This window comes from Paenibacillus sp. UNC451MF (assembly GCF_000686845.1).
Classification (GTDB): domain Bacteria; phylum Bacillota; class Bacilli; order Paenibacillales; family NBRC-103111; genus Paenibacillus_S.
Genome location: NZ_JMLS01000004.1, coordinates 38723 through 51653 on the forward strand (window position 1 = coordinate 38723; position 12931 = coordinate 51653).

Sequence of the window (12931 nt, forward strand, 5' to 3'; positions counted from 1 at the left end):
AACTAATGATATCGGAAAAGGAGAGGAAAACATTGCATATTACATTTACGGAGCAAGCCGTCGAGCAAATAAAAAAACACCATATAGACGGCCAGGAGAAGCTTAAGCTGGTTTATGATTCGGAAGGCTGTGGATGCGCTGTGAGCGGAGTTCCGACTTTGTGGATCGTCAATCAACCGGGGGATCGTGACTTGAACGCTGAGGGTACCCCCTATGACGTTTTATATGAGAAAAAACACGAGGTATACTTCGAAGATCGAATGAGTCTGGATTACCGCGATAACGGCGTATATATCCTTAAAAGCAGCGGTCAGATCTATAATGCCAACATGCGTTTGATCGATAAAAGAGTTCAATAATCAATTGCAGGACAGAACAGCGCGACCAGCTCCTTCGATACTACCTTCTGAATCGAAGCTGGCCGTGCTCTTCCCATGCAATCAGTCAGCGGATACGACGTCCAGTTTCCCCGTTGCCGGATCAATAATCAGGCCGTGAACCGGAATATCAGGCACAAGTGGATGATGTTTAATAACATTCACACTGTTCTTGACACTTTCCGCCACATCATCAAATCCTCTTAGCCATCTTTCAATATGTAGACCTGAATACTCAAGAATTTTAATGGTGTCTTCTTTGATGCCTCGTTCTATAAATTTCTGCTTGGTGGATTCCGGGTTCAAGTGGCTCATCCCGCAATCGTAATGTCCAATAACAAACACTTCGTCAGCACCCAATTCGTAAATGGCGACGATCAAACTCCGCATAATCCCTCCAAATGGAGTTGATACAACGCCGCCAGCAGCTTTGATGATCTTGACATCACCGTTTTTAATATTCATGCTTGCTGGCAGAAGCTCAATTAACCGGGTATCCATACAAGTTAAAATAACGAACTTTTTGTCCGGAAATTTGGACGTCAAGTAAGGCTCGTACTTCTTTTCCTCTACAAATACCTGATTATACGCAAGAATATCCTGAAGTAATTTACTCATAGAACCTCCACACCTCTTTGGTTGTCCGAATTACAGTAACGGTCTATTTAGATTGTCCTGTGAGAAATACTTTATCGCTTTTTATAGGTATTTTCAAGAAAAAATACTCTTGAAAGCTCTTTCGTTCAAGCATTATTTCCGTTTTTCCTCTTCTTGCAGCCTATTTTCCAATAATAGGATTAAACGCTGCTCCACATTATTGGATTTTTTTGTCGAGCTATCAGAAGTTAACTCCGAGTTGGGTTTCTCCATACGATTATCTTCCTGGTTACTCTCTTGGTCGTGTTCTTGACGGCGCATCTGAAACTCGCGAACCATGCGCTCTCTTTCCTCTCGGTCAAGCTTGTCCCTGTCTTTCTTTTCCTTCGTCGCCTGCATATGCTCATGGACGTTTTGCTGAAAATTGATTACAAACCTTCTTTGTTCTATGGTCAGGGCGCTCACAATGATCTGCTGATCTATCAAGGTGAGCTCTCCTTCTCTGCTGTTGCGTTTCACTGCAGGGAGCAGCTCTTCGGCTTGCTTTTTATTAATCGAAAGATGATCTTCTTTATCCATCTGGACCAGACTCTGAAATAAGATGACCATTTCCCGTTCCATATCACTTTGTACTTCTTCCTGCTTCGTTATAGAGGCTGATTGCTGCGTCTGCTTGACCGGCTCCTTCATCACACATCCCGCCAACAAGGCTGCTGCAATATATATCCAGGCCCCTATCTGAATGCAACGAGCGAACATAAGCCACCCCCCATATCAAGGACTTGTACCATCCTTCTCGAACGAGGTCCGCGTGAAAGAAAAAATCCCGCCTCATTCTTATAGAGACAGGATACTTTCTAACTTTGATGAAATTATGAGTGATTTGTGAAAATTATGTAAAAATCACCCTTTCTCTTCTATTAACGGAAAAGTCAGCTTAAAATCGGTGCCTACGCCTAACCTGCTAGTCACACTGATGGTCCCCTTCATCCCGCTGACTAAATGCTTAACAATAGTAAGACCGAGCCCTGTCCCGCCAGATACTGAAGTTCGCGAATGTTCTACTTTGTAGAAACGATCCCATATACGCTGCAGCTCCTCTTGATCCATTCCAATCCCAGTATCCCTAACCCAAATGACGGCCTGCTCGTCTTCCTCAACTAGCTCTACAATGATGATGCCGCCAGGTGGCGTAAATTGAATCGCATTATAAATCAAATTTTGCATAATTTGAATAAACCGATCGGTGTCCAATTCTACAATGACAGGCTCATCCTGGTCTGGCAGCAGCTCTTGCAGCACCAACTGTTTATCCAGAATGGGGGATCTCATCAGCATAAGAACATGTCCGATCACTTCATTGAGCGATATTGGCCTTGTTTGGAACACGTCGCTCCCATTTTGAATACGCGCCAAATCCAGCAGATCATTCACAAGCCTCTGCAGCCGCTGTACCTCGTTATCGCATATTTTTAAATAATGATCATACTTTTCCTCTGGAATGACCTTATCATTCATCGCAATAATGAAACCGCGCAAGGTCGTCAATGGCGATCTAAGCTCATGGGATACATTAGCCAGAAAGTCCTGTCGAGCGTCCTCCCACTGAACCAGCTGATCGACCATGAAATTAAAGCTTTTGGCAAGCTCACCGACTTCATCTCCTGAAGTAACAGGTACCCGAGTAGAGAAATCGCCTCCTGCAACCTCAAGCGCTGCACGATTCATTTGCTGCAATGGTCCGGCTAACTTACGGGATAATATGAACAATATGATCGCAACGGCAATCAGGGAAAACACTAACGGCACGATGATATTCCATCGGACGGCAGCCAATGCTTCACTAACTTCCAAGATCGGAACATTTAGAAAGACGACGATGGGTTGCCCATTCATCTGTGCTGGCGCGTAATAGGTCAGTATCCCTTCACGCGGCCTATGCTCGAACTTGTATTGACCAGCAACAAACCCGGTCTGTCCCTTCAAGCCTTCGATAAACAGGCTGTCCATCGCACTTGGAATGACAGAACCTTCCCGCTCTGAAGAGCCATTCAGCAAATTTCCCTTCGAATCAATCAGCCACACTTGTCCGTTAAAGCTTCTCGCGATAATCCTAATCCCGAATCTCAGCTCGCGTGTCGAGATGGTCCCGTCCGCAACGGAAGGCAGCATCTTGGTCACCTCGCTCATTCGGGAGGAAAGCAAATCTTTCTTATCCTTATATAACAGATCCGTAAAATAACTGTTCCAGAACAGCGCCAACCCGATAAAAAATAAAATACATGTCGCTAAAAACGACAAAAAGATCTTAATATAGAAGCTTCGGTACCACCGCTTAAACATGACGGGATACCTCAAAGGAGTATCCTATTCCCCATAAGGTTTGAATGGCCCATTCCGGGTTAGTGCCCAGCTTTTTGCGCAAATTTTTGACATGGGCATCTACCGTGCGCGTGCCGCCGCTGAAATCAAAGTTCCATACATAGCCGAGCAAATCTTCTCGGGAATAAACTCTGCCTGGATTCGATGCTAGAAAATGCAGGAGCTCGATTTCTTTAGGAGTCAGATCTACCCGTTCTCCTTCAATAGTTACTTTATATTGCTCGGGATCGACCATTAATGTTCCTATTCGCAGTATCGTTTTAATATTTTTGGTAGAAGAGACCGTGTTGGATGCAATCTGAGACTGTGTTCTCCTTAGTACAGCTTTAATTCGGGCGATGAGCTCATTCGGGTCGAACGGTTTCACAATATAGTCGTCCACTCCCAAATTAAAGGCTCTCAGCTTATCAATCGATTCACCTTTGGCAGTTAGAAAAATAATGGGAGTCTGTGACACTGGACCCGGGTCGTTACGAATATCGCCGCACAGCTCAAAGCCAGATCTATCCGGCAGCATAACGTCAAGTAAAACAATGTCCGGAGCTTGCTCCCTGATCATCTGCATCACTTCATTGCCTCTATAGACGATAAATGGCTCATACCCAGCATGCTCCAGATAAAGACGGATCACTTCAACAATATTCGGCTCGTCGTCTACTACGACCACTTTGCCGAGCTTCGTAAGATTGGTCATGACGTTCTACCTCGCTGCTGCGCTTTGGTCATACGGCTCTGCTCCCGCTCCGCAATAACGTTACTTCGATCGCGCAGCCTATGCTTATGAATAACGAACGTATTGGAGAAATCGCTGGGACACTGCCAATGCAAGCTGCTCTCCGTACACCGCTTCCTGCATTCGGCTACAAGCTGAGCATCCGTCAAAGGCAAATTCAAATCCTCATACTTGTTATTCGGATTCAATAACTGTTGGAGGCGCTCCTGCAGCATAGCTTTGAGCAATTCCGGATCTAGGCCTAACGCTGACATACCGCCATCGGTTAAATTGGTGATAGCGCTACTCATCATTTTTTGCGCCCCGTTCAGATTATTTCTCCGTTGATGATAAAGAGCGACCGCTATTTGAATAAGACCGACATAGCAGCTGGCAAGCGGGTCTCCCGGGTGCTCTTTCCAATATTCTTCCATAACCTCATGACATTCAAAATAATCGCGTTCTGCATGGAAATAAATTAAATAATCAATATAAGCTTGAGGATATGATGACATAAAACAACCGCCTCTTGTGGGTGAGTAATAATTTTTCTACTTTTATAGAACTATTGTACCAAGAAGGGATAAAAACTGAAACCTTTGTCTAGATTATTCGTAGTAACTTTTAGAAACATTATTTTTTACAAAATGACTTGGAGGGTCAAGACTATGTGGAAACGATTAACGATCATCATGATGGCTTGCGCTGTCGCCTTCTCGTTCAGTGCTGTAGGCGTGGCGGATGCTGCAAAGTACAAGTCCCCAAAGAAAAGCTACAGCCCGAGCAATTCTTCTACACAAACGCCTAACAGCGGTGTGAACAAGAATGATCCAGCAGCTTCGAAGCAAACGACTAATGGAGCAACCAACCCAACAACCGCTACGAAACCAGGATTTTTCAGCGGCGGCGGCTTCATGAAAGGTATGCTGATCGGTGGATTGGCAGGCATGCTGTTTGGCGGATTGTTTGGTAACATGGGAATGCTCGGAAATATTCTTGGATTGCTGGTTAACATCATGGCTATCTTTGCGTTGATTGCCATTGTGGTCAAGCTGGTTCAATATTTCAGAAATAAGCGAAATTTAAACAACCAGCCTAAACAGTACTAATCTGAAAGAAATGTCGAGGTCCTAGTATAATGAGATTATCGGAACAGGATATTATCAATGCAATTTGCATTCATTTTAGCGAGCGTAAGCAAATCCAGCCTAACCAGGTTGAGGTAGAGTTAATGTTTGACGATGATTACGGCTTTTCGGCAGAAGTATTCGCTGAAGGCAGAAGTCAAATCATTATCGCCGCTAACATGCTTGAAGCTATCGAAAGATACTTATTAACTCAAATGAACGTCCGGGTTTTCCGCGATCAAATTCATCTCAAATTGGAAGATGAGATCGTTGCGGATATCGACTAGTAAGGTCCCCATGCAAACGGTACTTAACCGTTCACATGGGGATTTTTTGTATGTCAATTTTGCAACAAAACGTCACTATTCTTCTACCAATCTATCTTTCTACTAATTACCAACGCAACTTCTTAGGTACGTTATGCGTTTAATAGGATAGATTTAGTAGAAAGAGGCTGATGCATGTTGAATCGCAAGACCGTACTGATCGTATCCGTCATGGCATTATTTCTCTCTTCCGCCGGATCGGCTATGGCTGCTGCGGACAAAACGTCCAAGTACCGTGTCTATCAGGATGACCGTATTATTCTGGAAACATCAGACTATAAGTCTGCGGAGAGCTATGCTAAACAATTTTCCAGCAGCCACGTAGAAGATATTTCTACACGCAAATGGTTGTGGAACAACTATCCGCGCTATAAAGTATATCAAAATGGCTACAGCAGCTCCTCCTGGGAGTTTGCTACGTTAGATCAGGCCAAACGCGAAGCTGCGAACTGGACTCATGCGAGTATTCGGGATCTTCAATCCGATGGCTGGGTATGGAATAATTATCCCAAATACCGCGTTTATCAGAGCGATGCAACCATGTCTTCGTGGGAATTTGCAACGTTGAACGAAGCTAAGGCTGAAGCTAGCAAGTGGGGAAATTCACATATTATTGATCTGACCACCCATCAGTGGGTTTGGGATAACCTTTCTGCTGCTTCTAAGGCTGAGCTGCGTGCTTCTGGCGACCGAATCTATCATGTCTATCAAGGAACAAATACGAGTGACGATTGGTCGTTTGCTTATTTGGAGGATGCCATTAATGAATCTCTCAAATGGTCCAACTCGACTGTAGTAAACAGTTCGAAGGGTAATCAAATCGTATTTTCCAATGTGAAGCCGTATAAGGTATATCAATACAGCCAGTATTTGGACGCGTTTCTGAATGTAGAAGACGCGATCCGTTACGCTCAACAGTTCTCCCATACGAATATCGTAAACGACGATCCATCCAACTCCGGCTCTAAACCTGTCATTTGGTCTAATTATCCTTACTATCAGGTTTATCAAAGCGACAGCTGGATTTCTGATTCTTCAAGTATTACAAATGCGCTCAGCTACGCGATGGGTTATAGCAATGCTTCCATCCGTTTGTTGGATGGCGGTACTACCATTTGGAGCAATTTTAATAAACTGCAATTCTGGGGTTGGAACGGCAGCTCCAGCAACGATACGATACGAAGTCAAGTCAATACTACATCCGGATTGGATGTTGTCTCACCAACTTACTTCACGCTGGCGGATGCCTCCGGCGGTTTAACAGACACTTCCAATAAAGATACGGTCACTTGGCTAAAAAGTCAGGGGTACTCTGTACAACCGCTTGTAAGCAACCAGTTTGATCCGACACTTACAACCCAATTTTTATCCAGTGCGGACGCTCAGACCAAATTCATTAATGCACTCGTAACTAAAGCTGCTGCTCTTGGCGTAAACGGCCTTAACATCGATTTTGAGAGCTTGGCAGGCAAAGACCGGGCTGCATACACTGCATTTATTCAAAAATTAACAGATACCGCTCACCAAAAGGGACTGCTAATCTCCATCGACCTGCCGCGCGGCAGTGTGAAGTGGAATGCTCAGACTGCTTTTGACCATGAGAAGCTCGGAAATATTGTCGACTATATCATTACGATGACTTATGACCAGCATTGGAAAGGAAGCACGGAAGCCGGTTCTGTTGCCGGACTGCAATGGGTTGAAGAAGGCATACAAGAATTTCTCTCCTATGGCATCTCTCGTGATAAGCTCATCATCGGCATTCCTTTCTATGTTCGTGAATGGCAAATCGACAGCTCAGGCAATCTCGTGAACAATCGGGCGCTGTTAATGAAGGATTTGCCTGCGTTAATGGCAAGTAAAAATGTGACTAAAACATGGGATGACAAGTTCAAACAATATCGTGTAGAGTATACTCAAGACGGAGATACTTACGTGTTCTGGTTGGAAAATGAAGATACCGTCAAAGCTCGTCTCGAATTGGCCAAGAAATACAACCTTGCCGGCGTTGCCGCTTGGCGGTTGGGCTATGATACCTCGGATCTGTGGAAGACGATGATTCAAGAAAAATAATTGTATATACAAAAAAAAGCTCCAAACGATGCGACGACCTTTCTTCGCTCTTCGTTTGGGGCTTTTTCTATCTGTGCTGACTAGGTTAGTTAGCACGAAACCTTTTCTTGGAATTATAAATTAATTAGTGAACAATAGTGAACGGTTTGTTTCCAAAAATCGTTTAAAGCCTGTCACATCGCGAGGAGCATCCTTCCCCTGCCGTACGAACTCAGGTATTGCGTTCCATAATTCAAGCAGCATTGGCTGCTCCAGGCCTAGCGATTTCAGTTCCTCTTCTCGACTAAATACTTCATAAGGGGTGCCTTCCCTTACACATCGTCCCTTATCCATAACGAGAATCCAATCGGCCCATGCGTAAGCCAAATTCATATCGTGTGTGGCCATAACAACCGTGATGCCTTGTTGGTGGATGCGATCTAGCTCCTCGATCAGCTGTTGCTCCGATTGTCTGTCCAAATAAGCTGTTGGCTCGTCCAGAAGCAGCAGCTTCGGCTCCAGCACTAACACCCCCGCTAGAGCAACCCGTTTCTTTTGCCCCAGACTAAGGTGGTGGATTGGCGTTTCTGCCAAATGCTGAATACCCATTGAAGTTAGCACATGCTCCGCCCGCTTGTTAATTTCCTGCTCAGAGACGCCGGCATTACGCAGCCCGTAAGAAATGTCTTCTAAAGGAGTGTTTAAAATAATCTGCTGTTCAGGGTCCTGGAAAACAAGCCCTACTTGCTGCCTAAGCTGCTTCAAGGCGTTACGGTCATATTGGAGCGGTGAGCCCTTCCAAGCAAGATGACCTTTCGTCGGACGATGAATGCCGATCGCTTGCAAAAAAAAGGTCGATTTCCCTGAGCCGTTATGACCGCAAATTGCCGTCTTGGTGCCTTCAGGTATTTTCAAATTCAGGTCATGAAGCGCTTGTACTTTCGTCCCAGGGTAGCTGTAGCTTAGCTCTCGCGCTTCCATAATTGGGTTCATCCCATATCCCTCCATCTCAACCAGCATTCCAGTGCTATTAACATAACAACCCCAATACAGCTCTCCCATATATAACGTCTTGGTACATGCTTACTTTGGTATGGGGCCATTTGAATATCTTCAGTAAAGCCTCTCGATACCATTCCATTCGCCAAGCCTTGATATCTCTGCATGGTTTTGGCAAACATCCGAACAATGAGTATGGCCGTATCCTTCAGCCTGCCTTTGAATCCTTGCTGTCCTCCTCTAGCCCGCTGGGACATATACATGTCATGTGCCGTATCCAAGAGAAGGAACAAGAAACGGTATGTAATCAGCATGATTTCCAATACCAATGAGGGCATGCGCAGTTTCTTCATAACTTGGAACAGTTCCGACATGGGGGTCGTGAGAATTAGTAATAACGATGCAGACAGGCATGCGATGATTCTGCAGAACAACTTGACCGCCAACTGCAATCCCGTTGGATTCAAATATAACGTCCAATGAGAATAGGAGATCAGAACTAACCCGTGACCGATGTTCTGCTCCGACTCCAACGAATGAATCTCTAACAAAATGGCCGGTAAGCTTGTCACAAATAATAACAATGAGCTGCAAAGAAGTAAGAAATACAAAGTAAGAGGAACCTTCGCATAAGCAGCGATCCAGATAGATATCCAAACAAATAAGAGAAGCTGAACGATCGGGTGTGACATATAGGATAATAGGATCAATAGAGCAGCGAAACCGCTCTTCCACATGGGAGAAACGGCCCGCAGCTCATTGCTATAAGAAATAACGTCGATCTGTCTAATCATTGGAACGTTTGGTTGCTCTTCCTTTAAATAAGCCGATCGTATATCCGATAAACCCGGCTCCCAAGGCGGCCTGTAGAGCAAATAGCATACTCTCCGTTTCAGGCGGTGGCTCGATCAATGAGGAGAACCACGGTTCATAGGATGGATGAAGCGTTTTGATCATTTCCTCTGCCGCATCGTCCGCCCCGCCGAAATCACCTTTTACAAATAAAAGAGGCAGCGCAGCCATTAAGACTACGGCAGCTAGAATTAGCATATTTTTCGAGTTGGTTTTCATGATTCGCGTGCTCCTTTCATTTTACGTTGAAGAAGGGACAATTCATTAGAGCTATAAGCTTGCAGCCAGTTCCAGATCAATACGGTGAGAAGACCTTCACTGATGGCTAACGGGATTTGCGTGATAGCGAAAATGCCGCCAAATTTGAGGAAGGATGCCGCAATACCGCCCTGTTCAGCTGGAAAAGCCAGTGCTAATTGTATCGAAGTGACGACATAGGTAGATAAATCCGCCATTGCTGCTGCCGTGAAGATAGCCCACTTTTGCTTACCTGTTGCTTGCATCATCCATCTATAAACAAAATAACCTACGATAGGTCCAGCTACTGCCATGGAGAATGCGTTAGCTCCCAATGTAGTAAGCCCGCCGTGAGCGAGCAGCAATGCTTGAAACAACAATACAATAGAACCTAACACACTCATGGGCAGTGGGCCGAACATAACCGCCCCTAACCCTGTTCCTGTCGGATGAGAGCTGCTGCCTGTTACCGAAGGAATTTTAAGTGCGGATAATACAAATGTAAAGGCTCCTGCCAAGCCCAACATAATTTTAAGTTCGGGTGTTTCCTTTGTAATTTTGATTAAAGCCCGCAGACCGAGAATAAAAAAAGGAACAAACAATACCCACCAGAAGACAGCCCAGCCTAGTGGCAGGAAGCCCTCCATAATATGCATGGCATACGCCGATTGTGGATCATTAACTAGTAAATACAGTGTAAATCCTAAGACTAGAAGCAACGTACTGCCCCATTTTCTCTTACTCATCCGATACATCCTCCAATATCATTTTTTTGAAACAAAAAAACCTATCCTGCTGGATAGGTCTCGGGTACGCAGTTAAAAACGACAACAACTCAAATAATTGTCGATTCATTCTTCGTACACCTCTCCTTTCCGCGAAGGGATTTGGGTGCATACAAATTAGGTAGGTCTCCTGGCTCACGGATCGACGCGTCTTTCGCCTTCCCCGGTCGTTAAACCGAGTGGCATTTTGAAAGAAACTCCCCGTATACAGTGGCGGGACCGCTCGGGATTTGCACCCGATTCCCTGTTACCCTTTGTCTTCACAAAGGCACCTAATTGATATTCATGATCCAATTATATTAGTACAACTATTAATCATTCGTTAAAGAAATCAAATCTCCTTCTTGAACTGCAAAAAAACCTCCTTGATCGAAAATGACTCTCCATCAAGAAGGCTATTCTTATTAAGGAAGCAGCGCTTCCTTGAATTCATCCAAATCCGTTGTCGGTGAATAACAAGCAAAGTTCTCACAAACATACGCTGTCGGCCTTCCGCCTATGGCCTGCTTGTCCTGAACTAAAGGCAGGAATTCACGAATCTTCTCTCCCTCTTCCCCTGATGGAACCAGGAATACTAAGGTATGCGGTCTGAAGCCTTCACGTGCCGCGGCAATCATCTCTGCTGTTGTATTGGATTGCGGATCACCAGCAATGACGATCTCGCTTGAAGGGCTGTAAGCATAATCCAAAGCAATCAGGAACATCGAATGACCTGTCGGATAGCGCTCAATAGAGCCTGCAAAGACTTGTAATTGCCTCTCGGCAATCTGCGATAACCTCGCATTATAGGTCAGCTTGGATAGCTTCAGGAAGTTCATCGCCGCTACGGCGTTCCCGGAAGGAAGTGCTCCGTCATAAATCTCTTTGTTCCGCGAGAACAACTGCTCGCTGTCGCTGCCATAAAAGAATAATCCTCCATGCTCCTCATCCCAGAACAATTCAATCATTTGTTCGTTCAGTTCAACAGCCAGCTTCAAAAACTCCAGTTCAAAGGATGCCTCATACAGCTCGATAAGTCCCCATACCATGAAAGCATAGTCATCCAAATAAGCAGCGAACGCAGACTCACCATCCCGATACCTTGCAAGCAGCCTTCCATCCCGTCGGCGTAGCTTGGAGATGATAAACCGTGCCGCTCGAGCCGCCGCCTCCAAATATTGTGGACGTTCCAGTACCTTATAGCCTTTAGCCATAGCCATGATCATAAGTCCGTTCCAGGAGGTTAACACTTTGTCATCCTTACCCGGATGGACACGCTGTTCGCGATAGGTAAACAACGTTTGGCGGCATCTTTCGATGGTTTGAGTCAATTCATCAAGGCTCAGCCCCTTGAGTCGCGCGTACTTCTCCATATCATGCAGGATTAAGTTTGGGATGCTGTGAGCTTCAAAATTTCCTTCCTCTGTAATATCGTACAGATCGCAATAAAGCTCACCTTCCTCATCACCTAACACTTTCAATATTTCTTCCGGCTTCCAGACGTAAAACTTCCCTTCTTGTCCTTCCGAATCCGCATCCTCAGCTGAATAGAAGCCCCCTTCAGGGTCTGTCATATCGCGAAGCACATAAGTGAAGATCTCCTCCGCAGTGCGGGAATACTTCGTTTTCCCAGTTAACTGGAATGCTTCCAAATAAGTCCATGCGAGAAGCGCATTATCATATAGCATTTTCTCAAAATGCGGTACCAACCACTTCTCATCAACAGAATATCTGGCAAACCCGAAGCCTATGTGATCGTACACCCCACCTTGCTGCATTGCGTCAAGCGTTTTCACTACCATTTGCAGGGCAGACTCCTTGCCGGTTCGATGGTAATATCGCATTAAAAACGAGAGGTTATGTGAGGTTGGAAACTTAGGAGCATCACCAAATCCGCCGAACGACGGGTCAAAGACTTCCTCAAACTGAGCACAAGCTTGGTTGAGTGTCTGCTCCGAAACCTCACCCTTCAAGTTCGAGAGCATTCGCTGTTCCACATCCGACACGATTTGATCGCTGGTCTCAACCACCCGCTCCCGATCTTCCTTCCACTTGCCCGCCAGCTGCGGCAAAATGTTCATCAGCCCGTGACGTCCGTAACGACGGTTTTTCGGATAATAGGTCCCTGCGAAAAACGGCTTCTTATCCGGAGTCATAATGATCGTAAGCGGCCACCCGCCTTGCCCTGTCATTGCTTGACAGACGGTCATGTACAGATGATCCACATCGGGCCTTTCTTCACGATCTACTTTAATCGATATGTAATGTTCATTTAATATAGCGGCGACTTCCTCGTCCTCGAACGATTCGTGTGCCATGACGTGGCACCAATGGCAAGTGCTATAGCCAATAGATAGGAAGATGGGCTTGTCTTCACGTTTAGCTTTCTCAAATGCTTCTTCACCCCACGAAAACCAATCTATCGGGTTATACGCATGTTGTAGTAAGTATGGCGATTTTTCATTTATCAAACGGTTAGGCTTTTGCCCCTCTTTTATCTCCATAT

The 12931-nt window shown here is 45.3% G+C and carries 14 protein-coding genes and 1 riboswitch; of the genes, 4 read left to right on the forward strand and 10 right to left on the reverse strand.

Translation table 11 applies throughout. The annotated features are described in order from the left end of the window. Positions 1-32 precede the first annotated feature (32 nt). Positions 33-359: an iron-sulfur cluster biosynthesis family protein gene (locus BP97_RS0107490; RefSeq protein ID WP_028548534.1), complete on the forward strand. Its 327-nt coding sequence runs from the start codon at positions 33-35 to the stop codon at positions 357-359. An 81-nt stretch (positions 360-440) separates the two neighbouring features. Here BP97_RS0107490 and BP97_RS0107495 read toward each other — a convergent pair whose 3' ends face one another. The 5 genes from BP97_RS0107495 to BP97_RS0107520 form a co-directional block, all read right to left on the reverse strand. Beyond that, complete coding sequence (locus BP97_RS0107495) at positions 441-995, reverse strand: beta-class carbonic anhydrase (protein ID WP_028548535.1); 555 nt, start codon at positions 993-995, stop codon at positions 441-443. 132 nt (positions 996-1127) lie between these two features. Further along, complete coding sequence (locus BP97_RS0107505; RefSeq protein ID WP_028548536.1) at positions 1128-1733, reverse strand: hypothetical protein; 606 nt, start codon at positions 1731-1733, stop codon at positions 1128-1130. 144 nt (positions 1734-1877) lie between these two features. Then, on the reverse strand, positions 1878-3317 hold the full coding sequence (locus tag BP97_RS0107510) for a sensor histidine kinase (RefSeq protein ID WP_028548537.1): 1440 nt from the start codon (positions 3315-3317) through the stop codon (positions 1878-1880). Beyond that, a complete protein-coding gene (locus BP97_RS0107515; RefSeq protein WP_028548538.1) occupies positions 3310-4050 on the reverse strand; it encodes a response regulator transcription factor in 741 nt (246 codons plus the stop codon). The genes BP97_RS0107510 and BP97_RS0107515 overlap by 8 nt, the downstream gene beginning before the upstream one ends. Continuing rightward, positions 4047-4583: a DUF309 domain-containing protein gene (locus tag BP97_RS0107520; RefSeq protein ID WP_028548539.1), complete on the reverse strand. Its 537-nt coding sequence runs from the start codon at positions 4581-4583 to the stop codon at positions 4047-4049. Before BP97_RS0107520 ends, BP97_RS0107515 begins: the two co-directional genes overlap by 4 nt. Before the next feature lie 153 nt (positions 4584-4736). On the opposite strand from BP97_RS0107520, the gene BP97_RS0107525 reads away from it, so the two are divergent. The 3 genes from BP97_RS0107525 (at position 4737) to BP97_RS0107535 (ending at position 7594) form a co-directional block, all read left to right on the forward strand. Then, positions 4737-5177, forward strand: a complete 441-nt coding sequence (locus BP97_RS0107525) for a hypothetical protein (RefSeq protein WP_028548540.1) — start codon at positions 4737-4739, stop codon at positions 5175-5177. A 29-nt stretch (positions 5178-5206) separates the two neighbouring features. Beyond that, on the forward strand, positions 5207-5482 hold the full coding sequence (locus BP97_RS0107530) for a YxcD family protein (protein WP_028548541.1): 276 nt from the start codon (positions 5207-5209) through the stop codon (positions 5480-5482). A gap of 174 nt (positions 5483-5656) precedes the next feature. Next, positions 5657-7594 (forward strand): glycosyl hydrolase family 18 protein, encoded by a 1938-nt coding sequence (locus BP97_RS0107535; protein ID WP_197035425.1) that lies wholly within the window; start codon positions 5657-5659, stop codon positions 7592-7594. A 120-nt stretch (positions 7595-7714) separates the two neighbouring features. Here BP97_RS0107535 and BP97_RS0107540 read toward each other — a convergent pair whose 3' ends face one another. From BP97_RS0107540 to BP97_RS0107565, 5 genes are all read right to left on the reverse strand, one after another. Then, positions 7715-8566, reverse strand: coding sequence for an energy-coupling factor ABC transporter ATP-binding protein (locus BP97_RS0107540; RefSeq protein ID WP_028548543.1), 852 nt, complete (start codon positions 8564-8566; stop codon positions 7715-7717). After that, positions 8563-9366, reverse strand: coding sequence for a cobalt ECF transporter T component CbiQ (gene cbiQ, locus BP97_RS0107545; protein WP_028548544.1), 804 nt, complete (start codon positions 9364-9366; stop codon positions 8563-8565). The genes BP97_RS0107540 and cbiQ overlap by 4 nt, the downstream gene beginning before the upstream one ends. Further along, positions 9359-9643: an energy-coupling factor ABC transporter substrate-binding protein gene (locus BP97_RS0107550; RefSeq protein WP_028548545.1), complete on the reverse strand. Its 285-nt coding sequence runs from the start codon at positions 9641-9643 to the stop codon at positions 9359-9361. Before BP97_RS0107550 ends, cbiQ begins: the two co-directional genes overlap by 8 nt. Continuing rightward, positions 9640-10407, reverse strand: a complete 768-nt coding sequence (locus tag BP97_RS0107555) for an energy-coupling factor ABC transporter permease (protein WP_028548546.1) — start codon at positions 10405-10407, stop codon at positions 9640-9642. Before BP97_RS0107555 ends, BP97_RS0107550 begins: the two co-directional genes overlap by 4 nt. 142 nt (positions 10408-10549) lie before the next feature. After that, a riboswitch (cobalamin riboswitch) is annotated at positions 10550-10737 on the reverse strand. A gap of 113 nt (positions 10738-10850) precedes the next feature. Continuing rightward, a complete protein-coding gene (locus BP97_RS0107565) occupies positions 10851-12923 on the reverse strand; it encodes a thioredoxin domain-containing protein (protein WP_442952356.1) in 2073 nt (690 codons plus the stop codon). Positions 12924-12931: the final 8 nt, after the last annotated feature.